19 protein-coding genes, 1 other RNA gene and 2 pseudogenes are annotated in these 23,148 nt (G+C 57.2%); 15 read left to right on the top strand and 7 right to left on the bottom strand.

The window, feature by feature from the left end; translation table 11 throughout:
• Nucleotides 1–2,104 (top strand): annotated as a pseudogene (locus PQR27_RS16080) (peptidase domain-containing ABC transporter).
• Complete coding sequence (locus PQR27_RS16075) at nucleotides 2,097–3,461, top strand: TolC family outer membrane protein (RefSeq protein ID WP_408524573.1); 1,365 nt, start codon at nucleotides 2,097–2,099, stop codon at nucleotides 3,459–3,461. Before PQR27_RS16080 ends, PQR27_RS16075 begins: the two are co-directional and overlap by 8 nt.
• A gap of 245 nt (nucleotides 3,462–3,706) precedes the next feature.
• Here the strand turns inward: PQR27_RS16075 and ssrA are convergent.
• Together ssrA and relB are read right to left on the bottom strand one after the other, a co-directional pair.
• Nucleotides 3,707–3,996, bottom strand: a transfer-messenger RNA (tmRNA) gene (gene ssrA, locus PQR27_RS16070).
• A gap of 354 nt (nucleotides 3,997–4,350) precedes the next feature.
• Nucleotides 4,351–4,701: a type II toxin-antitoxin system RelB family anti-toxin gene (relB, locus tag PQR27_RS16065; RefSeq protein ID WP_408524572.1), complete on the bottom strand. Its 351-nt coding sequence runs from the start codon at nucleotides 4,699–4,701 to the stop codon at nucleotides 4,351–4,353.
• Between the two features lie 238 nt (nucleotides 4,702–4,939).
• On the opposite strand from relB, the gene PQR27_RS16060 reads away from it, so the two are divergent.
• The 7 genes and pseudogenes from PQR27_RS16060 to PQR27_RS16030 form a co-directional block, all read left to right on the top strand.
• A complete protein-coding gene (locus PQR27_RS16060) occupies nucleotides 4,940–5,281 on the top strand; it encodes a hypothetical protein (protein WP_408524571.1) in 342 nt (113 codons plus the stop codon).
• A 52-nt stretch (nucleotides 5,282–5,333) separates the two neighbouring features.
• Nucleotides 5,334–5,840 (top strand): hypothetical protein, encoded by a 507-nt coding sequence (locus PQR27_RS16055; protein ID WP_408524570.1) that lies wholly within the window; start codon nucleotides 5,334–5,336, stop codon nucleotides 5,838–5,840.
• 70 nt (nucleotides 5,841–5,910) lie between these two features.
• Nucleotides 5,911–6,606, top strand: coding sequence for a hypothetical protein (locus tag PQR27_RS16050; protein ID WP_408524569.1), 696 nt, complete (start codon nucleotides 5,911–5,913; stop codon nucleotides 6,604–6,606).
• Nucleotides 6,607–6,625: 19 nt separating this feature from the next.
• Nucleotides 6,626–7,015 (top strand): hypothetical protein, encoded by a 390-nt coding sequence (locus PQR27_RS16045; protein WP_408524568.1) that lies wholly within the window; start codon nucleotides 6,626–6,628, stop codon nucleotides 7,013–7,015.
• Nucleotides 7,016–7,071: 56 nt separating this feature from the next.
• Complete coding sequence (locus tag PQR27_RS16040; RefSeq protein ID WP_408524567.1) at nucleotides 7,072–7,335, top strand: helix-turn-helix domain-containing protein; 264 nt, start codon at nucleotides 7,072–7,074, stop codon at nucleotides 7,333–7,335.
• A 266-nt stretch (nucleotides 7,336–7,601) separates the two neighbouring features.
• Nucleotides 7,602–8,027: a putative phosphothreonine lyase domain-containing protein gene (locus PQR27_RS16035; RefSeq protein ID WP_408524566.1), complete on the top strand. Its 426-nt coding sequence runs from the start codon at nucleotides 7,602–7,604 to the stop codon at nucleotides 8,025–8,027.
• A 55-nt stretch (nucleotides 8,028–8,082) separates the two neighbouring features.
• Nucleotides 8,083–8,496: pseudogene (locus PQR27_RS16030) on the top strand (SIR2 family NAD-dependent protein deacylase); the annotation flags it as partial.
• A 92-nt stretch (nucleotides 8,497–8,588) separates the two neighbouring features.
• On the opposite strand, the gene PQR27_RS16025 reads toward PQR27_RS16030, so the two are convergent.
• Nucleotides 8,589–9,938, bottom strand: coding sequence for a hypothetical protein (locus PQR27_RS16025; protein WP_408524565.1), 1,350 nt, complete (start codon nucleotides 9,936–9,938; stop codon nucleotides 8,589–8,591).
• 27 nt (nucleotides 9,939–9,965) lie between these two features.
• Complete coding sequence (locus PQR27_RS16020; protein ID WP_408524564.1) at nucleotides 9,966–10,700, bottom strand: TetR/AcrR family transcriptional regulator; 735 nt, start codon at nucleotides 10,698–10,700, stop codon at nucleotides 9,966–9,968.
• A gap of 417 nt (nucleotides 10,701–11,117) precedes the next feature.
• Here PQR27_RS16020 and PQR27_RS16015 point away from each other — a divergent pair, with 417 nt between their 5' ends.
• From PQR27_RS16015 to PQR27_RS15995, 5 genes are all read left to right on the top strand, one after another.
• Entirely contained in the window at nucleotides 11,118–11,933 is an 816-nt protein-coding gene (locus PQR27_RS16015) for a hypothetical protein (protein ID WP_408524563.1), read from the top strand.
• 61 nt (nucleotides 11,934–11,994) lie between these two features.
• A complete protein-coding gene (locus PQR27_RS16010; RefSeq protein ID WP_408524562.1) occupies nucleotides 11,995–12,969 on the top strand; it encodes a SphA family protein in 975 nt (324 codons plus the stop codon).
• A 153-nt stretch (nucleotides 12,970–13,122) separates the two neighbouring features.
• A complete protein-coding gene (locus PQR27_RS16005) occupies nucleotides 13,123–14,580 on the top strand; it encodes a DUF1254 domain-containing protein (protein WP_408524561.1) in 1,458 nt (485 codons plus the stop codon).
• A gap of 98 nt (nucleotides 14,581–14,678) precedes the next feature.
• Nucleotides 14,679–16,193 carry a DUF1254 domain-containing protein gene (locus PQR27_RS16000; RefSeq protein WP_408524560.1) on the top strand — a complete coding sequence of 505 codons (1,515 nt, stop codon included), beginning with the start codon at nucleotides 14,679–14,681 and terminating at the stop codon, nucleotides 16,191–16,193.
• An 849-nt stretch (nucleotides 16,194–17,042) separates the two neighbouring features.
• A complete protein-coding gene (locus PQR27_RS15995; RefSeq protein ID WP_408525505.1) occupies nucleotides 17,043–17,783 on the top strand; it encodes an SIR2 family NAD-dependent protein deacylase in 741 nt (246 codons plus the stop codon).
• An 81-nt stretch (nucleotides 17,784–17,864) separates the two neighbouring features.
• On the opposite strand, the gene PQR27_RS15990 is transcribed toward PQR27_RS15995, so the two are convergent.
• Genes PQR27_RS15990 through PQR27_RS15980 form a run of 3 tightly spaced genes read right to left on the bottom strand, consistent with a single transcriptional unit; the run spans nucleotide 17,865 to nucleotide 21,093 of the window.
• Complete coding sequence (locus PQR27_RS15990; protein ID WP_408524559.1) at nucleotides 17,865–19,712, bottom strand: hypothetical protein; 1,848 nt, start codon at nucleotides 19,710–19,712, stop codon at nucleotides 17,865–17,867.
• 2 nt (nucleotides 19,713–19,714) lie between these two features.
• The gene (locus PQR27_RS15985) at nucleotides 19,715–20,230 is read right to left on the bottom strand and encodes an ABC-three component system middle component 2 (protein ID WP_165987959.1); all 516 of its coding nucleotides are present in this window, start codon (nucleotides 20,228–20,230) and stop codon (nucleotides 19,715–19,717) included.
• Nucleotides 20,227–21,093 carry an ABC-three component system protein gene (locus PQR27_RS15980; protein ID WP_408524558.1) on the bottom strand — a complete coding sequence of 289 codons (867 nt, stop codon included), beginning with the start codon at nucleotides 21,091–21,093 and terminating at the stop codon, nucleotides 20,227–20,229. Before PQR27_RS15980 ends, PQR27_RS15985 begins: the two co-directional genes overlap by 4 nt.
• Nucleotides 21,094–21,725: 632 nt before the next feature.
• On the opposite strand from PQR27_RS15980, the gene chrA reads away from it, so the two are divergent.
• Entirely contained in the window at nucleotides 21,726–23,069 is a 1,344-nt protein-coding gene (chrA, locus tag PQR27_RS15975) for a chromate efflux transporter (RefSeq protein ID WP_408525504.1), read from the top strand.
• Nucleotides 23,070–23,148: the final 79 nt, after the last annotated feature.

Below are 23,148 nucleotides of genomic sequence, written 5' to 3'. Positions count from 1 at the left end.
ATGCGCGCGATCTATCAGAACGAAGTCGCCGAATGCGGCTACGCCTGTCTGGCAATGGTGCTGTCGCACTTCGGCCGCGCGACCGAAGTGCGCGAGTTGCAGGCGTTCAGACCGATCTCGGCCAATGGTTTGACTTTGATGGACCTGTACGACGTCGCCGTCGAATACGGGCTGGCCGTGCAGGCCTACCGCTTCGGCCACGGCGACCTGCCGAGCGTGAAGCGCGGTTCGATCCTGCATTTCGGGGGGCGCCCATTTCGTCGTGTTCGAAAAATGCGGACGCGGCTACGTGCAGGTGATCGATCCGGCCACCGGCCGGCGCCGCATCTCGATGGACACGTTCGTCGCCAATGTGTCGGGCTACCTGCTCGAATGCGCGCCGACGCCGGCCATGCCGCGCATCCTCAACAAGTCGCGGGTGCCGGCGGCGCTCGCGCGGGTGCGCGCGCTGAATCCGCAACTGAGCGCGCAGATCGTCAAGGTGATGTTCATTGCGCTCGGCAGCCAGTTCGCGATTCTCGCGATGCCGTACCTCGGCAATCTGGTGCTCGACGACGTGGTCGCCGCCGACAATCTGAATCTGCTCAACGTGCTGGTGCTGACGTTCTCGGGCATTTTCATCGTCGGCGCGCTGAGCCATTACATCGAAACCTACCTCGTCGAACTGCTGCACGGCCTCGTGCAGATGAACATGACCGGGGGCTTGCTCGCGAAGCTGTTGAGCAACCCGATTCCGTACTTCGAGAAGCGCCACGTCGGCGATCTGTTCACGCGCGTGAAGGCGCAGGACGAGATCAGCGTGTACGCGACGCGCACCGCGATTTCGCTGGGCATCGATCTCGTCGTCGGCTTGCTCGCGCTTGCGCTGATGCTGGTGCAAAGCCCGCAACTGACCGCGATCGCGCTGCTGGTTTTCGTGCTCTACGTAGCGGTCTCGTTTGCGCTGTTCACGCGGATGCGCGACACGCACGCGCTCGTGCTCGAAGAGTCGGCGCGCTGCGACGACATGCTGATCGAGACAATTCGCGGCGCATCACTGATCAAGCTGTCGCAGGGCGAGACTCGGCGCACCGCGATCTTCATGGCGAAGTACCGCGCCTATTTCGCGGCGGTCGTGCAGAACAGCCGGCTCGGCAGCGCACGCGATGCGATCCTGAAGCTCGTCAACTACGCGGACATGATCGCGATCACGTGGTTCGCCGCGCGCCTGATGCTCGGTGGCGCAATCTCGGTCGGCGTGTTCTATTCGTTTCTGATCTACAAGTCGCTACTGTCGGAGCGCTTTGCGCGCTCGATCAATGCGGCCTTCGAGTACTTCATGCTGAGCGTGCCGGTCGCGCGGGTCGGCGACATCGTCGACGGCGAGGCGGAACGCTACACGTCGCCGGGCGATGTGCACAAGACCGTCGAAGTGCGCAACTTCGAGCGTATCGACGTGCGCGACGTCACGTTCCGCTATGGCGTGTCGGATCAGCCAGTGCTGAAGAGCGCGAACCTCGTGATCCGTAAGGGCGACAAGATCGTGATCACCGGCGCGTCGGGCAGCGGCAAGTCCACACTGTTCAAACTGCTCGCGGCGGCTGAACCGCTTCAGGAAGGCGAGATCATGCTGAACGGCATCGCGTGGCCGAACCTCACCGTCGACGAAATCCGCCGTCACGCCGTGCATATGCGGCAGGGCGACCTGATCCTGCATGGCTCGATTGCGGAGAACGTGTCGCTGTTCGCCGGCAGTGCGGACGAAGCGCGCATTCACGCATTGCTCGACGACGTCGGCCTGCTGCCCGATGTGATGCGCTTGCCGATGCGCACGCGTACGGTGATCAGCGACACGATCGCGAATATCTCCGCGGGGCAGCGGCAGCGGCTGCTGCTCGCGCGGGCGCTGTACCAGCAGCGCGAACTGTTGTTGCTCGATGAGCCGACGTCGAATCTCGATCCCGCGTCGGTGCGGCAGATCGTTGCGTTGCTGCAGCGGATCGAGCGCACTATCGTCGTGATTACGCACGACATGTCGCTCGCGGCGGCGTTCGACACGCGCTACCGGCTGGTCGACGGCGAGCTGTTGTGCGAGGCGCGCGAGGAGGCGGTCGTCGATGAATAAGCGCACCGTAGCGGGCCTGCTGATCGCGTTCGCCTGCGCCGCGCAGGCGAACAGCGCGGCGGCCGTCGACCTGCTTACCGTCGCGGAGCAGGCCACCGACCACGACGCGGACCTGGCCGCATCGCGCGCGGGCTCCCGGGCCGCGTGGCAGGCGGTACCCAAAGCCCGCGCGGCACTGTTGCCGCAGCTGTCGGGCGGCTGGGGGCGCGCGTACAACAACCTGGTGATGGAGGGCTTTCCACGCGACATCTACTGGCAGAACGGCTGGACCGTCGAACTGTTGCAACCGGTCTTCGACTGGAGCCGCTGGACGGCTTACCGACAGGCCGACCTGGTCGGCGTGCGTGGGGCGGTCGACGCGGCGCGCGCGCAGCAAGCGGCCATTTTGCAGGCGGTGCGCGCGTACTTCGACGAACTTGCCGCCGAAGACGAGCTGGCGCGTGCCAACGACTACACGGCTGCGCTCGAACAGCACATGGTGCAACTGCATCGCCGGCAGGCGGCGGGCGAGGCGACCGTGATCGACCTGCGGGAGGCCGAAGCGGCGTGCGAACAGGCGCAGTTGCAGCAGCTGGATGCACGCAGCGATTTGCAGTTGCGGCGGTTGTCGCTTGAGCAGATTACGGGGCAGCCGTTTGTGGGTCTGTCGCGGCTGTCGGAGACCGCGTCGATGCCGCGCGTGAGTCCCGACGATCCGGAAAGCTGGGTCGCGCAGGCGGAAGCCCACGATTATGTGGTGCAGTTGAAGCAGATCGACCGGCGCATTGCGCAATTCGAAGTCGAGAAGGCGCGGGCGAGGAATCTGCCGGTCGTGAATCTGACCGCGAGCCGTACGCCGGCAGGCGCCGCCTCCGGCTACTCCCGTCCGACGACGACCACGACGGCGATGCTCTCGGTGACGATTCCGATTTTCGAGGGCGGCAAGACGGACGCGATCATCGACGAAGCGCTTGCGCTTCAGGACAAGGCGCAGAACGAACTGCTCAGCGCGAACCGGCTCGCGGGCGCGACCGCGAGAGAAAGCTGGTCGCGTTTTCATGATGGCGTCACGCGCGTCGAAGCGCTGACGCGTCTCGCGCAGACTTCGCATGCCGCGCTGCTCGCGACGAAGGTGGGCTACAAGGTGGGCAGCCGGATGAGCACCGACGTGTTGCGCGCGGCGGATGCGTTTTACGCGAATCGTCGCGATCTGATCCGGGCGCGCTATACGGCGATTGTCGCGTTGCTGCAGCTCAAGGCCGCGACGGCGACGCTGGATCTCGACGAGGTCGCGCGAGTGAACGGTTTGCTGGCGGGCGCGAAAGAGGGTGGGGCTGGCGTGGCGGATCGCGAGGCCGTTGCGGTAAAAACGGATTGAAGTGTTGCGCCCGAAAGCATGCCGCCGACAAAAACCGAACGACGGTCCGCCGGTGATGACGCTTTTCAAAGCCTCGCGTCTGGTGCAGCAGGAGGCGGCGCTGGCGGCAACTCGTTGAAGCGTGCGGCTGAAGCGGGAAATCGTGGAGAATGCGCCGGTGAATGCCGGCGCTGCTGGAAACAAAAAACCCCGTTGGCCTGAAGCTAACGGGGTTTTTTATACTGCTGTCTTGCTTGCGCGGTGTTTGGTGGAGGCGGCGGGAATCGAACCCGCGTCCAGAAGCACTCTACGACCAGTTCTACATGTTTAGTTCTGTCATTTGATTTAACCATAGTGACGCGGACGAACACGCTGCACTACGGCGATTCACTAGATTTTCGACCCGGATGTCGTGACACCACCAAGGCTTAACTGACGTATATGACCTCTGTCGGTATTGCTACCGGTCTTGCGACTCTAGCCCGTCAGTGAACTAGGCAGAGGACGGCGGCCCTTAGGCTGCCAGTGCGAACGTATCGTCGTTTGAACCACCCCCATAAATAACATCCACACTTTCTGATGCCTTTGAGGTTTTGGTGTTGGTTTTTGAAGAAACTGACGTCGACATTGGCCGCGGGAGCGACGGTTTTGTAAGTTTTATATATTTATGTTTGGGCAAGCCGGCAAAGCCGGCGCGTCAGGCTCAAGTGTGTGCAACTTCGGAACCGCCCTCCGGGCGGCTGTCCACGCCCTTGTGGTGTGGTCAGCGAAGTTGTGCACACGGGGACATGACAGCACGTTTGGAGTGACCGACCTGCACCGACACGAGCAGTGACGCTCGGGCACCGCGGCTTGGGAATCGCGTGGCTGCTGTCAATCGCTTGCGAATATGTTTTCGCGAGAGCTGCTCTCACTTCTTCTGTGCACGGGCGATGGTTTCTTCAAAGCTATCAGTCAGCTCGTTCAACGTTATTCCGAGAGCGGCGCACCACTCGCGAACTTCAATTAAGTCGAGCCGACGCTGCCCGCTTTCGCATTTACTGACGAATGGTTGGTCGACGTTAAGCCTCGCGGCAAGGTCGCTCTGCAAGAGACCTGCGGACTCCCTTGCTGCCCGAAGAGTGGCAAGAAAGAGGCCGTATTGTTGTGTGTATATGGATTTTTCCACGGTTGGACCGAGCTGGCACGAGATGAACAGCTTGCAGTCCCAATCCGTATATGCCAAAATCGCATATGCGATGTTCGCATATTTCAATTTCACGTGAACACGGCTGGTTGGCGAGGAGCCTGTATCTCGCGGCGCGATTTACCAGATATGCCAGTTTTTCAAAGACCCGTGCTGGCGAGCGATGAGCTGTTAACTAACACAAACGTGGATGTTGTCAGGACGGCCGTTTCGGCCTTCCTCGGCCAGCTTTGGCTGATGGAAGGATGGCCCGCAAAGCAGCCACGTCTCAGCGCTAGCAAAGTGGCGTGCGCAAGCAATCAAGGAAATTTTGATGCCCCGTCAGCCCATTCCTGTAACCGCGGTCGAGCCTGATGTCTATATCTCGCGCTGGAGAATCTTCGAAACCGATGACGGTTTGAAGCGTCTTGTCGGCTACGACTCCGTTGACAAGGGACGCGTGAGTTCTGCTCTCGTCACGTTCGACCCAAAAACGATGCACGTGCAGTCGAGCGATGGCCTTACCTACCGGCTCCTTGGCGAGCCCGGAAGCTTTTGGGATGTCATTGACACCTGGGACATCTGGTTTCACACCATCACCCGCGGACAGGGCGGCGCCGTTAGAGATGTCACAGAATTGATGCTAGCGAAATCTGTGGGTGACGACGAGGCTTAGCGCCCACTTATCGGTTCCGTACCTGATGCAGGCCATGAGGAGTGAGAGGAAGTTGTCGCAGCAATTACAGAATGTCATCTCAAGGCTGTACAAGCCGCCAATCGATGGAACTCGTCAAGTGTTCGCACTCTCGCGAGCCGATGCAGAACGCCTACCGCCGCTATCGTCTATTGCAGTGATTTCAATCACTGCACCCGAACGGCCTCGGGCTGAACTTGATGCTTCGATGACGGTATTGCGCTTGAGTTTCGCCGACGTCGATTTCATGAATCCGGCCCTATCGCGCAGGGCTCGAGAAAAGCTAGGCCAGGCGTTCACCGACGAGCATGCTGATGCCATTCGTTCGTTTGTCGCAGCGCTGCCTGCCGAAATTGCATCGGTTGTCGTTCATTGCGAAGGCGGGTACTCCCGTTCAAGCGCGGTCGCACTTGCATTACATCGACTGTATGGCTACAGCGCAGAACTGAAGCATCTCTCACAAGCAAACCAATCTATTGTTCGTGTGATGCTGGGAACAGATTCGTCGAGAGCGCCACGGAAGGTACCGAGCGAACGATAGTACGCCAAGAGGACAGCTCCATCGACTCTGCGCCAACCAAGTTTGAGCTAAGTTAAGTAAAGGAATGACCATGCCCCGGTCTACGCGTGATACGAAGAACGACACATCGCTTGATGACGAATGGGTGCAACATCTCATCCGTCGCGCCGTGGTTGCCGCCGTCCTGTTCGACCCGAAAGCCTTTGAGACGCTGCTGCAAATTCCCGATGCAGCGCTGGGCCGTCTCTTTAAAAATCATCTCTGCCAGGTCATCTGTTTCGCCACAGTGTCCGGAATCGACCTTGCTGAACTGGAAGAGGACGAAGAGAACCTGCGTAAGCGCGCCAGACGTGCGTCGAAGCGGACACCCGAACATGAGCCATTGCCGGGGGCCAATAAATCGAACGCTGAGCGTTACCCTCTCGTCCTTCAAGGGAAAGTGCTTCGAACCGAAGACTTCTGCAAAGCGGCTGGTATCACAGAAAAAAAGCTCGCTAAGTTCGTCGATTCCGGCCGAATGTTTCGCCTCTACTTCGGTCCCGAGCCCTACTATCCGGCGTTCTTCCTCTCGCCAATGATTTTCCGCGACGACTTTAAAAAGGTCATACGTCGTGTCGGCAAAATCGACTCATGGTCGATGTTCGACTTCTTCACGACACCAATTGAGGCGCTGGACGGCGCTACGCCGCTCCAACGGCTATCAGCCGAAGATGTCGAACCGGTAGTAAAGGAAGCTGCGAACTTCGCGGAACAGTACGCTCGACTTTTTCCAGGCACGAGACCTTAGGGTCTTAAGTCTACTGGCCATGAACGAACTCCTGACCTTCGCCCTTAATAACCCCGCGCTTCTGGTCGTGCCAGCCGTCGGGTTCGTGCTCAGCTTGGTCATGCTGCACATCAAAAAGAGGTACGTGAACGAAGGGATTTTGTTCAGACGCAAGCCAGCCACGGAGCGCGACCACTGCGCTTCAAAATCAGGGGAAGAAGAGATGAACGCGGGTAACGATATTGACCTTGAGATTGCGCTTCGCACATTTCACCAGTTAGGCTTGGAAGGTGGCGATTTAGGTTATGAATACTGGCATGCAGTCGGGCAGTTGCTGAGACGAGCCGCTGGCATGCAGGAGGAGATAGAAACACTCAACGGGGAACTCGAGCAGTGTCGCGCAATGCAACGCAAGAAGCATCGAGGCTGAAGCTCGCTCGTGCATAAGCCCAAGTCATGAATGTATGCGCTCGAGTCAAGTCTCGCATGTCTGAACGCATGAAAATGCGCGAGCTCAATCGTCCCGCCTTGCGGCCAGACATTGATGGGTACATGTCCACGGCCGATGCGGCAAAGTTCCTGTTCGTCTCCCGTCCGCATGTTGTCAAGCTCCTCGACCAGGGCAAGCTCAAGCTTCACCACATAACCGGAAATAACCGTTTTGTGCGAATGGACTCGGTGCTCGCCTACCAAGCCGCCCAGCAGGCCGCGATAACGACTTACCATGCATCGGCCGCGGAAGAGGAATGAGGCGAACGCGACCATTGCAATCGTTCCCGACGCCAACGCGCTCTAGGGCATTCGACCTCGCGATTGCCCTTCGCACGTTCGACCGGTTGGGCCTAGATGACGGGGGCCTGAGATATGCCTGCTGGAACGATGTGGGACAGCTACTGAAACGTGCGGCTGACATGCAAGCGCAAATAAGGGCGCTCAGCAAGGAGTTGGAACGATGTCGCACGAGGCTCAGCAAAGCGGATTGATACGAAAGCATTGCCAGGCGCGAGGAGGTTTCAATGAAGGCAGGAATTGGTGCGGAAGAGCGACTGTTTAGGAAATCGGACAAGCCTTCTGAGGACTTGAGTTGCAACTGGCACTACAAGAAATCTCCGACCTACGACGACTTTGCCTCCGTAGCTGCAGCAGGGAAATGGTGCATCTTTGTAAGCCCCAACAAAGTGGACGAGCAATGGAGCAAGATTAGAGACGCTATCGAGAATGACCAGCTAATGTGTGCAAAGGTGTCCACCGCCCTGCGCAGCATGAGCCGCGATGGGCATGTCATCTGCGTCTACACGCGTGACTGGGCCGATATTCAGGACCTCATGCGCGCCCGCGAAGTATTGCGGTCGCTGGGCTTCCTGGATGAACTCGGCTACAAGCGTGACCTTGATACCCGGAGCGGGAAATACGGCCTAAATGAGTGGCACTTGCGCGCGTAGCCAGCCGCCGCAATCTAATTGGAGAGCGGATGTGACCCATTCGCAAGACGAAAAGCTGGAAAAAGCTGCCAACTGGCTGCGAGAAGCCGACGGACTTCTCATCACTGCTGGTGCCGGCATGGGCGTCGACTCCGGCCTTCCTGACTTTCGCGGCCGAGACGGCTTCTGGCGCGCGTATCCCGCGCTTCGCCACCACGGCCTCTCGTTCGAAGACATGGCAAACCCGGCTAGGTTTGCGGAGCATCCGAAGCTCGCGTGAGGCTTCTACGGACACCGCCTGAAGCTTTACCGTGAGACTGTCCCGCACGATGGCTTCGCGATTCTGCGTAAATGGGCAGACCGCATGCCTCGTGGCGCTTTCGTGTTCACGAGCAATGTGGACGGACAGTTTCAGAAGGCGGGGTTCTCCGAGAGCCAGGTACACGAATGCCACGGGTCGATTAACACGACTGCCGGCAGAAATTGCTGTTAGCGAACGGCGCTTCACTATGTCTCCAACCAACTGACCTTTGAGCTGGCAGCCACAGTCGTTCTCTACCGTGGCCACCAAACCCCATCCTTTCACTTGCAACCAAGTGCCTCGTAAGCAGCTGTCGTCGTGTATGAAATAGTTGGTAGATACTGCCCAATTACGGTTGATTCGTCGCCTGGCGTTTTGGTGTTTTGGATGGCATTCGGGAAGTCCGCGCTTGCGAGCAAGTTTCGCATAATCAGAAATCCGTCGTCTGTGTGACTCGCCCCATCGCCGGCGTCTGACCAGGTGATGAACCCACGCCCACATTGAGTGGTCGCATTGGATGGCTTGTCTGCAGACCTGCTCACTACAATGGTGTAGTTCCCATTGGCGTCAATCGGCACCTGTTCGTCATAGAGGCACGACGTTCCTTTTTGCGAGTAGAACTCGTTGGTACAAATCGACCAATAGCGAACCTGACCTTTCGCTATCGTCGCAACGTTGTTGAACGTTTTCGGCGCTGTAGGTAGCCGTCCCTGTAAAACAACTACCGGCCCATCGGCACGACTGAGTAGCGCGGTGACATATGCGTTGTCAAGGTTCGCGAAGAAACCCACCTGGCGCACCGGCGCGCCACCGCATTTGCCAAGGAACATGCATTGCAGACCATACTGGGTGTTGTACTGTGCCATCCAGGCTCCGGGATTGACGGCCGGAAATCCGGCGGGCTTACCGGTCTGGTCCCGCAAAGCGGAATAGGTTGCGGCGGGTATCAACGGCGATGCGACCACAGTCTGCGCTGGTGCAAGGACATTGCACGCCTGCGCACCGGTCAGAACGGTGCCGTCGGCCTGTTGTATCTGCAGGTCGGGGAGACCGACCCCGCCGGTAGCGTCAGCGCCCTTGTCGGCTACGTAGACCCGATACCACAAGGTAACTGTTTGGCCGAAATCGCTTTCCGCATACAGGGTGTTAGGGGCCGCTGAACCGGATGGTGAGGTTGGGACGATTTCGACGGTGTAGTTCCGGTTGGCACCGTATCGCGCAGCTCCTGGCACAAATGGATTCGTCGAACCAGCGTCAGGCGTTATCTGATAGTCGGTCAACGCCACGGCCGGCGAGTTGTCGGTCCGGTAACTGTTAAATGAGATATAGCGCGAGTAGGCAAATTGCCCCTTGAGGAACACCCGAGTCCCGGTCGGGACCTTGAACTGAGAAACCCAATAGGTTGCTCCAGCGTCCGGATAGGCTTCGTTGACGTCGGCTGGCGCAGTGCCAACGGGTCCTTGCCAGAAGCAACTGCTCATCGGATGCGAAATCGCGAAGCTCGAGGGGAGTGTCTGCTCAGTATTGACACCATCCCCACCACAGCCTGACAACATCGCTGTGCCAAGAAGCACCGATGTGATTAGTACAACTGATTTTACTGAAGCTATTTTAATCATTGAGATTTTCATGTATTTTCCGTCTCCCAATTCGTTATATTAGATGCCGCCCGATTTTAGCTTGCTACTGAAGCGAATGCCCCCCTCGATATAGTCGAGGAGATACCGGTCGAGCCTGTCGACACTTTTCGTTTCTAACGGCCAGTAGGCCTCAAGGCCAACGTCCACCACGACATTGAGCGCCGTATTGAAGGCGAACAACGCTTTGGCGCCAGCGGCCTCGCGCCCGTTCTCAGGGACCGCGTTATACACAAGGTTATTAACCCGCTCAGCGACGCCACGCCACTCTCGCGCTATGACTTCCTTTCCACGTGGTCCGGAACCACCAATCATTCGCGCAAGGAATTGCAAACTCGCCATTCCCTCCGGCGAACGTGCGATTCGAACTATCGGACGAACCATCGCTTCCACAACCGTACCGAGGGGCAGAGGACCGGTTGCTTCAGCCTCGGCAGCGTCAAGCAGCGCGCTCACGCCACTGAGATAGCGTTGGAGCGAAACCTCAATGGCTGTTTCGACTAACCCCCATAGGTCGCCAAAGTAGTTGTACACCGCGTTCTGACTAGACACGCCGGCCGCCTTGTTCAGAGCTCGAATCGAGACCCCCTCAATGCCGTGCCGTGCAAATAGCTGGATGGATTCCTTCACGAGTCGAGCCTTCGGACTTTCGTCAGACTCGCTGCGTTTTCCCTGCTCGATAGGTTGCGGTACAGTCATCTCAAGTTCGGTACGTTTGTACCAGTACAATCGTACCCAGATGATGATTAATTGCAACCAGGTGATTTCCCTCAAACGCGGGAATGCTTAAGCGCGCAGGCATGGGACGCTTGGTGCCGAATGCATCGCGCCGTTGCCGGTCCAACTATCCCTCGGTCTGCCGAAGCCGGGTGAGTATTTGCGTCTGACCTGCCCTCCGACATACACCGCGCGCTTCATTCGCATGCAAGAAGCACGGGATGAGCAATATCCGAAAAATTCTCCAAATTGCCGGTCCGATTGCTACACTTTGTTAAGAATTCGTAGTCCGCTCCGGACATCGTTGTTTCGTACTGCGTTTTTGTCTTCCATTGAGACGGTCACGGTCGAGCAACCTCAATCGTCGCGAGGACAATCCGCTCCTGATTTTTCCCAGTTTCTTAAGCTTGATGTCCGTTACGAAGGGTGTCTTCTGCCCTAACAAAAGGCCAGGTTATGAAGCGAGAAAAAGCGCAGAAGGATGTAGCAACTCGTCGCAAGTTAGCCTTTGTGCTGCTCATATTTTTTTCGGCGGAAGCGGCCGCGCAAAGCTCGGCGGATGATGCAAATCGAAGCAATAACCCGCTTAACCTAGCGCCTTCGTTCAACGTCCAGAACTACTACGCTCCCAGCCTTTTTGGCATCAGCGGCCATACGAATGACCTTCTGTTGCGGCCGACTATTCCAGTCGGCCCTCTGGGACCCATCGGAGTGCCGGAAATATTCCGCGCAACCGTCCCTGTAAGTACGCGGCCCTACCCGACCGGCGGATATAACACCGGCCTGGGTGATGTCAATCTATTCGACATTTTTCTGCTATCGCAATCTGACATCCAGTTCGGCGTCGGTCCGTTAATCACAGCACCCACCGCGACCGACCCTAGTCTGGGGACAGGGAAGTGGCAGGCTGGACTGGCGGCAGTTGCGGTCAGCGCTACGAAGGCCCGCCTGCTCGGCGCGCTTGTTCAATGGCAGCACTCCTTCGCCGGCCAGAGCAGCCGACCGACGACACAGTCTCTCACTGTCGAGCCCTTCGGTATTTTCAATTTGCCGGAGGGTTGGTACATCCGGTCCACGGGTATCTGGACCTTCGATTTGCAGCACGGCAGCTACTACATCCCGGTCGGCCTTGGTGCAGGTAAGGCATGGAAGAGCGGTTCAACCATCTATAACGCGTTCCTCGAGCCACAGTACTCGGTCGCTCACTCCGGCTCAGGTGTGCCACAGTTCACCATCTTTGCTGGACTCAATATAACGTTCGGGAAGCAATGAACTTCGCCGAAAACGTCAGATACCCGGTGACTATCGAACTTTCGAGTTGCGAGGAAAGGCCATGGACTGCAATGACCGCCAGGCAAACCACTACTTCTTTCGCTCGCGAGTGCTCGTGACCCTGTGCGTCGTCTCCACGGTCGGTAGCATTCCGCTCGCCGCCTCTGCTACCGAAGGCGGCATCGGTCGCCCCATTACCGGCATGCAAATCGCTCCTTACGCTGGTATCGTGCCGCCGACGGATGACTGGATTGTCTCCATTACATCGATTTATTACGAGGGCTCGCTCGGAGCAAGTAAGTCAATTCCCATCGCGGGCACGGTCACAGCGGGCCTCGACTATCACGTCTCTTACAACCTCATCAACGCAATCAAGACCTGGGGTATCACCGCGGGCGGGTGGAATTTCGCCTCTTCGTTTGGCGTTCCAGTGCAGTACACAGATGTCTCATCATTTCATGGACGTTTGCCCGACGACCACGCGACGCAGTTTGCCGACATCTTCTTTACGCCGGTGGTGGCGGGCTACCACCTGACGAAGACCGACCATGTTGCGCTCAGCGTGCAGATTTACGCTCCGACAGGCGCGTACAACACAAACAATCTTGCGAATGCCGGCCAGAACACATGGACCTTCACACCCACAGTCGCGTACACCAAGATTCTTCCAAAAGAGAACGTCGAGTTGTCATTGAACTATGGCGTGGAGTTTTACACCCCAAATAACGACACCCACTATCACAACGCGCCTGTCAGCGTACTCGACCTGATGGCGCTCAAGCGCTTTACCGGCGGCTGGGGCGTGGGCGTCATCGGTGGCTGGATTCAGCAACTTGGCGGCGACTCCGGTGGGTTGGCCGCACTCGCGGATGGTGCAGGTGGCCATGCCATCGGTATTGGCCCCGTTGTGACCTGGTCCGGCAAGGTAAGTAAGACGCCCGTGTCTGCGTCTTTGCGGTGGGTAAATGAATTTGAAGTAAGCAATCGGCCTAAGGGCAATGCTGTCCAGCTCTCGGTGAGCGCCACGTTCCAATGAAACTCCGCAAGTTGGCTTCGCGCAACGTCAGCTGTCTGGCTAGGCGCAGTGAGTTGTTAAGAGGGGAACGCCAGTACGGAGTTGGGTGCGTGATAGCCCTCTGCTCCTCAGACTGAAACTGAAAGCGTCCGAACTATATGAAAGGAGTTATTGATGCCCCGATTACCGACGTTGCCGATGCTCGCGGCAGCAACTGCGGCGGTTTTGGCCTTGTGCGGAACTGCTTCGGCGCAAACGGTGGACACGCGAATCGGCAAAATCGAATTGTTCGAAGGTGTTCCCGCCAACGCGCAGACCATCCAAAAGCTCTTTGATGAGTCGGACTTCCAGCGAGCATCACAAGCCTACGTGTGGGCGTTGCCGCTCGTTGGCTTTGCTCAATGGCAAGCCGACGCGCGCAAGGTCTTCGGCGCCAAAGACACGGATATGGTGATTTACCAATCAGTGCAGGACAAGCTCGGCATTTTGACGGCGAATGCAACGACGCCATACATTATCGGATTGCCTGACCTGTCAAAAACGGGCCCGCTTGTGATTGACTACCCAGCCGGAAACTCTGCCGGGGGCGTGGGTGACTTCTGGCAGCGTCCGCTCACCGACATGGGCGAGACCGGGCCGGATGCAGGTAAAGGCGGGAAATATTTGATAGTAGGACCTGGCCAGGATGCCCCGCACGCGAGCGGATACCGCGTGATTCAGTCGCCGACAGTTAACGTCTTCGTCGCTTTCCGTGCGCTCGACGCCGACCCGGCGAAGGCAAATTCCTTGATTCAGAAATTCCGCTTGTACTCGTACGCGGACCGTGCCTCACCGGCGCCGACCCGCTTCCTGCGACCCGACGGCCGAAAGTGGTCTCAGGTTCCGCCGCGCGGCCTCGCTTATTGGGAGAGGCTTGCTGACATTATCCAGCGTGAGCCTGTCATGGAGCGCGACCGCGTCATGATGGGCATGCTTCAGCCACTGGGCATCGAGAAAGGCAAGCCATTTGCGCCGGACGAACGTCAACGCAAGATTCTCGAAGATGGCGCAAAGATAGGTGAGCTATTTGCGCAGGCCAATGCATTCGATGGCCGCGCACCGGGGGCGCAATACCGGCCCGGCGCGCAATGGCGTTACGTCATCGCTTTCGACCCATCGCAGGAGTCGAAGTACTACACGCAAGTGGATGGGCGGGCCGACTATTTCTATCAAGCGGTCACGACATCCAAAGGCATGGTCACCCGGACACCCGGCGTCGGGCAGGCCTATCTGGCCGAATACCGTGACAAGGACGACCAGGTGCTCGATGGCAGCAAAAACTACGTTCTCCACGTGCCTGCGAATCCGCCCGCAAAACTGTTCTGGTCGCTGACGGTGTATGACACTGACCAACGTGTCCTAATCGATAACGGAAAAGGCATTGCGGACAAATCCTCGCGACAGAATTTGTTGAAGAACGAGGACGGTTCGGTGGACATATATGTTGGACCGGACGCCCCTTTCGGCAAGGAAAAAAACTGGATTCCATCTGTTCCCGGGAAGGCCTGGTTTGCCATGTTCAGACTCTACGGGCCGCTTCAGCCTTATTTTGACGCTGCATTTGAATTGCCAGACTTCGAACAACGCAAGTAATCGCCAGCAGAGACATCAGAGACATCAGAGCATCCAAGCGAGGCGCCTGGATGGCAAGCGCCAAACGTCTCGCTCCACAAGTCACATCGGGAGCTGTTATGTACAAGTATCCGAAATGCGGACGTCGATACGCGGTTGTTCTCGCTGTGCTCGGCACGTCAGCCCTTGCTGCGCCCCCCACGTACAAGATGACGACTCCCATCCCGCAAGAAATCACAACCCCTGCCCAGGTTGATACGCGGATTGGTCAACTCAACTTTGTCGACGGTGTTCCAACAACGGAGACCGCACAGAAGGTCTATGACAATCTCGATTTCACTCGTGGAGTCGAAGCATTCCTGAACGGTATTCCGGGAGCGTCGCTCGTCGCTCTGCGTACCGGGCTGCGAGAGGTTGGCGCAGTCGGCAGTACGGTTGGCGTGTTCGAGTCCCTGATGGATTCCAAGTCTCTATTCCTGACTGCGAACACCGAGACCGTGTATTTCTGGAACTGGATGGACCTGAAGAGCGGTCCGGTAGTGGTTGAAACGCCGCCGAACATCCTCGGTGTGGTCGACGATTTCTGGTTCCGCTACGTGAGCGACCTTGGTAATGCCGGTCCTGACAAGGGTAAAGGCGGCAAATTTCTATTTGTGCCACCTGGATACAAGGGGCAGTTGCCGAAGAGCGGGTACTACATCGTGAAGTCCCCGACGTTCGGCAACCTCCTCTTCGGTCGGGCGTTCATGAAGAACGGCGACCCACGCCCCGGAGTCGCGAGCCTGAAGGAGCGCCTGCGCGTGTATCCACTCTCGCAAGCCAGTTCACCTCCGCCTACGAACTTCGTCAATTTGTCTGGACGCGTCATGAACACTATTCATGCGAACGACATCAAGTTTTACGACGAGGTCAATCGAATCATTCAGGAGGAGCCGGCGGGCGCGTACGGTCCTGATATGACCGGACTGTTTGCGTCCATTGGGATGGAGAAAGGGAAGCCTTTCGCACCTGACGCAAGGATGACGAAAATTCTCACCGACGCAGTCGCCGTCGGTAACGCGACCGCGCGTGCAATCGACTTCGCCAATCGCGACAAGGCAGTGCTGATTTATCCCGACCGACATTGGACCACGCCATTTGTTGGGGGCAGCTATGAGTGGCTGAACAACGGCGCGCGAAACTTTGACGCCCGAACGATGTTCTTCTATGCAGCTACTGTCGATACGCCGGCGATGGCGGTCGCCATGCCAGGAATCGGCTCGCAGTACGCAGCGGCGAATTATGATGCAGCCGGCAAGCCATTCGACGGTGCGAACGACTATACGTTGCATGTGCCGCCCAACGTTCCAGTGAACAACTTCTGGTCGGTCGTGCTGTACGACACCCAAACGCGCTCGATGCTTCAGACAGACCAGCAGTTTCCAAGCTTATCGAGTGAAAAGGGTCTTACGAAAAATTCCGATGGCTCAGTCGACCTGTACTTCGGTCCAAAGGCGCCAGCAGGCAAGGAGAGCAACTGGGTACAGACCATTCCTGGAAAGAGCTGGCTAACGATTTTCCGGCTATATGGTCCGCTCGCACCCTGGTTCGACAAGAGTTGGAAGCTTAATGACATTGTGGAGACGGCACCCTGAAGCGTAAGCCGGCGTCTCTTGAACGAGTGAATCCGGTAGCAAATCGCCTCGCAACGGTCTCGTTCCGACGGCCTAATCGGCCGTCGCTTCCTCCACGCCTAACGGATTATCACGGAAGCGACGACCGGAAGCTCCAATGCGCTCGACGCTAGTTGATTGCAGACATCCGCATTGCGCCTGGGCAACGCACCTTCTGGCTTGTCGACACTTTCGAAGACTTCGACACGAGGTCAATAGAGCGTCACACCGGCAGCATCTCATGCTCTTGGCGCTTGTGACTGAGCGGGTTCATATCAGTCACCTCATTGCTATTCGTTTCCCGTCCACATGTGGTGAAGCTGCTCGAGCAAGGAAAACTCAAGCTTCACCACAAAACGGGGAACAACCGATACGTAATGAAGGCGTCAGTGCTGGACTATCAGGCCGACCAGCGCTGCGGCAAAAGCCTACCAAGCTTCAACCGATGACGAAGAATGAGCCGAATGCGACCAGCTCGGCCGAACGCCAGGTTAGACGGCAAACGCTCAAACGCGACTGTGCTCAAGGAGGCGTCTGCGTTTTTCAACGATGAGTGGTCGAGACACTACGGTATTCCCAGCGAACCACCGCTGGCGCCAAGGGAAACCAAGGCAACGCTATTCCCGATTCTGTTGCCTTAGGCTGTCCGTGCAGTGTGTCTTTCTCGTCGAATTTCGAGTTGTGTAATGCGCGACCAGCGCAATACACGTCAGCGCACAGGTCGCAATCTAATGGAGAGCAGCGGTGTCCGATTCGGAAGATGAAAAGCTTGAGAAAGCAGCTGGTTGGCTGCGAGAAGCCGACGGACTTCTCATCACCGCCGGCGCAGGAATGGGCGTCGACTCCGGCCTTCCTGACTTTCGCGGCCGAGACGGCTTCTGGCGCGCGTATCCCGCGCTTCGCCACCACGGCCTCTCGTTCGAAGACATGGCAAACCCTGCAAGGTTCGCGGAGCATCCGGAGCTCGCTTGGGGCTTCTACGGACACCGCCTGGAGCTCTACCGTGAGACTGTCCCGCACGACGGCTTCGCGATTCTGCGCCGGTGGGCGGACTGCATGTCTCGTGGCGCTTTCGTTTTCACAAGCAACGTGGACGGACAGTTCCAAAAAGCCGGGTTCTCCGAAGACCGAGTCCACGAATGCCATGGGTCCATTCACTCTCTTCAATGCATTGATGTCTGCGCGAACGACACGTGGTCGGCCAAGGAATTCCATCCGCTCGTGAATGGAGATACGTCCGAACTCGAAAGCCCAATGCCTCGTTGTCCGCACTGCGGCGCCTTCGCACGTCCAAATATTTTGATGTTTGCAGATTGGGCGTGGGTTGATGCGCCGTATGAGATGCAACAGAAGCGATTTGCAGCTTGGATTTGTTCCGTTTCTAGGCTGACTGTCGTTGAACTCGGCGCCGGAAAATCCCTACCCACAGTACGACGTTTCAGTGAACGATACGCATTGGGCAGGCTCATTCGGATTAATCTTAGGGAGCCCCATGTTAGCCCTTCGCATGGTGTTGGATTAGAAGGCGCGGCGGCCGCGACGCTTAAGCTGCTTGACCAAAGAGTTGGATGACGAGGGGCGCTTAAATGAAAGGCGCGTATTGGATAGCCGACCGCGCCAGCGTCAATGAGAGAGCACGGTAACTTGTTCACGTCAGGCTTTCGCCGGAACGAAACCAGCACGTTCGCCTTCAATCGCAGCCTCGCCTGCGAACCACTGATAGTGAACTTCCGCGGCGATTTCGCTTGGCGGCTCTTTGTTTTCTATCACAATGACCTGCACAGCTTTTGACGTGTTGGCAAGCGACGTCCAGAAAGCCGTCTCGATGCCCGCGTCAATTTGGCCATTTTCTCCTTTCACTGACTCTGCTTTTTTCTTTTTGTAGCTAGTCAGAGGTGAGTCGATAACAATTACGCCAGGATGCGGCCGGCCGTTGATAGCGGCGTATCTGAGCAGACCAATGGTGAAGGCCGCGTAGAGGATTGCCCGAACACCCTTGCCGTGAGACTGACGTGGCTTGCCATCCACGACGATGTCGAATGCCTTTTCATCGAATTCGACACGTGGAGTTCCTTTCCATGCCCACTCGACCAGGACAGCTTGAATCTCCGTGCAAAATTCCCCGAGCTCTTTCGGCGGGATGCCGGCCCAGGTTTGCTTCGGTGCGCCACTCTCGGCGAGGGCGGAATTAATGTCGTTTTGGAGTTTAACCAAACCTTGCCAACGTTCTCGTTCGACTCGCGTAGCCTCTCGTTCGGTGTGTCGACTTACGAGTTGCTCGAGGCGCTGCGTCGTGAACTCCAAACGTGGGGCTAAAGTGCGATTCAACTCTGTATTCAACGATTGGAGTACCGTGTCGATGGTGCTTTTTTCACCTTCGACCAAGCCTTGACGAACCTCAAGGTCGTGAATCGCCGCCGCTAAGTCGGTTCGATGCGCGTGGATTTTCGCGGCTTCGGCCACAGCTGACTCTCGGATTGGTCGAGCGGCGGAATCCGGACTGTGCGAGTGACCGGGTGCCATTATCTGGTCACAAACAGGGCAAGGGACTTCCTGAAGTGCGTCGAAATAGAAAGAGCTTTCGGAAATGAAGTCCAACCTGTCCAAATCGGAGGTGTATCGTTCGTCCAGCAGACGATACCGCGAAAGAAGTTCACGGATGCCGAGCAGCTGAGAATCAGCTTTCAGGATATTGCGAGTTGCTCCTTGCGACCGTTCCTGGAGTGCATCCCGAGAGGTAGCAAGATTCTCCAGCTCGCCGGTCAGGCTACCAAGCAACGTGTCTAGCTCTGTATCGTCGGTCGATACATTCAACTCAGCCGGCGACGCGAAGCGCTCGTTCAACGGCTGCAACATCTCGTTCACAAGTTCGAGCTTCGCCTTCAGGCGGGCTTTCACGATTTCGTTCTTTTCGCCGGCGGCCACACTTTCATCGTCAATCCCGGTCAGGATGTACGAAAGGGCGCGTTTCTGGGCTGTGTCGCCAAAGGTAGCCTTTCCTGTTACCGGAGATTGCTGGTCGATGACCGCAACTTCATCAACGAGGAACAGTGGTTCAATCGTCCGGATAGTAAAGCGCTGCGTCTCACCCTCAACATTCCTTCGAAGACGGGCTTCTTTGATGCCTGCAAATGGCAGAAGGACCGACGTTACATCTGGGCCTTTGCTCTTACCTTTTCTAGTTGGTGCTATTGACTGTCCGGAACCTGAAATGTCTGCAATCGGTACATGATATGCCGTGAGTTTGCCGCCACTGGTTGGCCGTACCAATGTGATGATTTCATCGTTTGAGTTCACGAATTCGACGGCGAGGTGAGTGTACGGCTTCGCTTCGTCGACAAGCGTCAGCTTGTCCGCTCCGAGGATGAAGTTGATGCATTCGAGGAGAAAGCTTTTCCCAGTGTCAGACTCGCCCGCGAGAACGTTGGCGCCGCTGTAGAACTGGACGACGGCGTCTTCCAGCCCAGCTCCCCGGAGCAGAATCTTTCGGATTTGAAGCATAGTCAAAGTTCCAGTAAATCAACGGCGGTGAGGCGGTCGAATTCTGTGCCCCATCGTCCCACGTTTTGCGCCATGAAGGCCTCGAGCTCTTGGTCGGTGTAACGACCAAACCGGTCGACTATCCAGTTCGCTCTCGCGCCCAACTCGTGCGCGTAGGCAGATTTCAGTAGCTTGATGAACGCGGCAGTCATATCGGTAGCCCGGTACAAGAAGCCTTGAGGGGCAAAGACAATTTCAATCAATTCCTTCGCCAGCATCTGGGTCAGCCCAGCGTGGATGACGTTGCGCTTCACGAGCAGCTCCGTGCCTCGATGGGGCATCGCCGGATGCAAGCTGGCTGGGCCATCATCCACGTCACCGGAGTGGACGAGCAGGTAGTCGTAGGATACGAGTCGCTGGAGGTCCATTGCATGACCGTGTGCCGCCTTCAGGATGAACAGCGTCCGGAACCCGTACTCTAGGGCTGAATTAAACGGGCGAACTTGAGGCGTTCGGATTGGATTGTCCGCACTGTTCATGGATTGCACCAATCGAGGCGTTCTTCGTTTGCCATCTGATGGCACATGCCTTCACGGTCTTTGCTGCTGACATGCGGCTTGAGCGGGTGTGACCCAAGTTGGATGCTCTGCGCGGCGCTTACCGTCGCCTTCAGGCGCTCAATCGGAGTTCCATTGGGCTCGGTGTATTGGTAGTACAGCCCGTCGGAGAACTCGGTCAGCAAAGTATCGAAATATGCCTGGTCTGCCATCTGGTCTCGCGCCACCTCTTTCAGGCCCTCTGCGCTGTAGAAGGTTAACCGCGAACGCTCGAACATACGGGCGTGATACGGGCTGTGCTTGAAGTCTTCGGCGCTGCCAACTTCGGTGCGAATGTCATTGCCGATGACGCGATACAGTTGTCCAATGTACTTCGCCTCGATTGCTGCAACTGTCGATGGAGGAGGGGGCGGCGGCGGCCTATTCACCAATGGAGCGCCGAACACCGTCAGGTGATATTTGGTCTGCGCATGCTCCGCAAGCAAGTCATGTGGCTGCTTGGCGGCAAAGACGCTGAAATCGAAATTCAAGATATGCGCTTTGAGCTCAGCAGAAAGCGCAATGGTCTCCTTCGAGGTTATAGCCTTCGAGTAGGAATTCCAAGTAACAATCATTTCATTCTTAAGACTTTCTGGCGCGTCGAGCAAGTCTTGGAATGGCGAGGTGACGCCTTTGTGCGTCACAAAGTAATAGCTTTCAGGTGGGGTGTAGTCGCCGATGTGCGTGTAGTACAGAACTTTCGCTATTTCGATACCCGCTTTGGACAGGCCGAGCTTTGCATCGTAGTGCTTGCATTGATAAAGCTGCCAGCGCCGTGGAGTCTTAGTTGCGGAATCGAGCCACACGATAATGTCTCGACCTTTATCCCCAGAGCCTCCCCGCGCTTGAACCTCAAACACATTAGTTTGTTTCGCGAAGTAGTCCGTAGCCCACTCGAGCGTAAATCTTTCGAATTCTGCTGCGCTAAACTGAGCGAGGCGGCCCAACGGAGAAACAGGAAGTCCAACCCCTAGTCCCAAGAGCCGAGCATTGGCGCCTGGCCATGGTGTTGGAGCCGGCAGGGTTGTCGTTCCAGTGCTCCCGCTCGGTTTGACGGTCTTTGCCACACTCGCCCCCGAAATTAAACGCTTTTTTTTGATTGTAACAAAATCTTTCAAGTAGAACGCTTCAAGGGCGGTTTTGAGTCTATGCGAAATGCAGAGCAAATAAGTGCTATTTCGGCAGATGCTTTGACAACGGGGGCAGGCAAGCGACGGAGGTGAACGGGCCTCTCAATGGTTTCGCAGTAGCTTTTTTCATTCACAGTGTGCGTCGCCAATCGCCGTGGAAACCGGTGTCGCAGTCAGCGCTCACGCGATTTACAACACCCGTCTGGAGTGACGCCGCCGATGTACCGGCATACCGTTGAATATCAAATCGCAAGTTGAAGCATTCGGAGCTTCAAGTGCAACAAGGTCAACTGGCACCAGATAACGAAATGAGCAATCAGCGCATTGAGGCCGTCGAGTCGGTAACCTTCCGCCAGGCGTTTTGGTACTGGCTCAAGCTTGGCTTTATCAGCTTCGGGGGGCCAGCCGGTCAGATAGCCATCATGCATCAGGACCTGGTCGAGCGGAAACGCTGGATTTCCGAGAAGCGATTCCTGCATGCATTGAACTATTGCATGGTGCTTCCCGGACCTGAGGCGCAGCAGCTCGCTACCTACATCGGTTGGCTAATGCACCGGACCTGGGGTGGCGTAATCGCAGGCGGCCTCTTCGTCCTGCCGTCACTTTTCATATTGATAGGGCTGTCTTGGGTCTACATGGCGTTCGGCAGTGTTCCGGCCGTCGCAGGCGTGCTTTACGGCATTAAGCCGGCGGTCACGGCCATAGTTGTCTTCGCGGCGTACAGAATTGGCTCTCGCGCATTGAAGAACGCCTGGCTGTGGTCTATTGCAACTGCGGCATTCCTCGCTATCTTCGTAGCCAATGTCCCGTTCCCTCTCATCGTCCTGGTAGCCGGCATCATTGGTCACTTCGGAGGTAAATACGCTCCGTCCAGATTCGTCGTCGGGGGCGGACACAAGTCGGGCGACAAAGGGCTTGGACCCGCACTTCTTGACGACGACACCCCCACCCCGCGGCATGCGCTCTTTACATGGAAGCGGTTCACGGTCGTGCTTGCGGTCTTCATGCTGATTTGGCTCGCCGCCATCACGGTGCTTTCGCTTATGTATGGCTGGACCGGAACGCTTACTCAAATGGCATGGTTCTTCACGAAAGCCGCTTTACTCACTTTCGGGGGCGCGTATGCCGTGTTGCCGTATGTGTACCAAGGCGCCGTCGATAACTACCACTGGCTTACCGGGTCACAAATGATAGATGGCTTGGCGCTTGGAGAGACGACACCTGGACCACTCATCATGGTCGTTTCCTTCGTCGGGTTCGTGGGTGGCTGGACCAAGGCTGTGTTCGGACCGGACGCAATCTTCGCTTCCGCTGTCGCTGCATCCGTCGTGGTGACGTTCTTTACGTTCCTGCCGTCTTTCTTGTTCATTCTCCTCGGCGGACCCTTCATCGAGACGACTCACGGCAATCTCAAATTTACTGCGCCCTTGACAGCCATCACTTCCGCCGTGGTCGGCGTCATCGTGAACCTCGCCGTATTTTTCGCGCTTCACGTGTTGTGGCCACATGGCATCCAAGGCGGATTCGAATGGCCCTCGTTGCTAATCGGTGTGGTTGCCGGGATTGCGCTGTTCCGGTTCAAGGTCGGGGTGATACCGGTCGTGCTTGCTTCCGGTGTAGTCGGACTCGCACTTAAACTGTTTGTCTACTGAGATATTTCTCACCTGAATCAGTCACCGATGCTGCCTACGCTGCGACACGTCAGACGGCATCGTCCGTTCCTGTGTCCGG

The sequence above is a fragment of the Paraburkholderia fungorum genome (genome assembly GCF_046027215.1).
Taxonomy (GTDB): domain Bacteria; phylum Pseudomonadota; class Gammaproteobacteria; order Burkholderiales; family Burkholderiaceae; genus Paraburkholderia; species Paraburkholderia fungorum_D.
This window is presented reverse-complemented; position numbering and strand designations above follow the sequence as displayed.

Bases quoted from the DNA above. Each gene is read 5' to 3' on its own strand.
- PQR27_RS16075 (WP_408524573.1), top strand. From the start codon at position 2,097: ATGAATAAGCGCACCGTAGCGGGCCTGCTGATCGCGTTCGCCTGCGCC.
- PQR27_RS16060 (WP_408524571.1), top strand. From the start codon at position 4,940: ATGCCCCGTCAGCCCATTCCTGTAACCGCGGTCGAGCCTGATGTCTAT.
- PQR27_RS16050 (WP_408524569.1), top strand. From the start codon at position 5,911: ATGCCCCGGTCTACGCGTGATACGAAGAACGACACATCGCTTGATGAC.
- PQR27_RS16045 (WP_408524568.1), top strand. From the start codon at position 6,626: ATGAACGAACTCCTGACCTTCGCCCTTAATAACCCCGCGCTTCTGGTC.
- PQR27_RS16040 (WP_408524567.1), top strand. From the start codon at position 7,072: ATGTCTGAACGCATGAAAATGCGCGAGCTCAATCGTCCCGCCTTGCGG.
- PQR27_RS16035 (WP_408524566.1), top strand. From the start codon at position 7,602: ATGAAGGCAGGAATTGGTGCGGAAGAGCGACTGTTTAGGAAATCGGAC.
- PQR27_RS16025 (WP_408524565.1), bottom strand. From the start codon at position 9,938: ATGAAAATCTCAATGATTAAAATAGCTTCAGTAAAATCAGTTGTACTA.
- PQR27_RS16015 (WP_408524563.1), top strand. From the start codon at position 11,118: ATGAAGCGAGAAAAAGCGCAGAAGGATGTAGCAACTCGTCGCAAGTTA.
- PQR27_RS16010 (WP_408524562.1), top strand. From the start codon at position 11,995: ATGGACTGCAATGACCGCCAGGCAAACCACTACTTCTTTCGCTCGCGA.
- PQR27_RS16005 (WP_408524561.1), top strand. From the start codon at position 13,123: ATGCCCCGATTACCGACGTTGCCGATGCTCGCGGCAGCAACTGCGGCG.
- PQR27_RS16000 (WP_408524560.1), top strand. From the start codon at position 14,679: ATGTACAAGTATCCGAAATGCGGACGTCGATACGCGGTTGTTCTCGCT.
- PQR27_RS15995 (WP_408525505.1), top strand. From the start codon at position 17,043: ATGGGCGTCGACTCCGGCCTTCCTGACTTTCGCGGCCGAGACGGCTTC.
- PQR27_RS15990 (WP_408524559.1), bottom strand. From the start codon at position 19,712: ATGCTTCAAATCCGAAAGATTCTGCTCCGGGGAGCTGGGCTGGAAGAC.
- PQR27_RS15985 (WP_165987959.1), bottom strand. From the start codon at position 20,230: ATGAACAGTGCGGACAATCCAATCCGAACGCCTCAAGTTCGCCCGTTT.
- chrA (WP_408525504.1), top strand. From the start codon at position 21,726: ATGAGCAATCAGCGCATTGAGGCCGTCGAGTCGGTAACCTTCCGCCAG.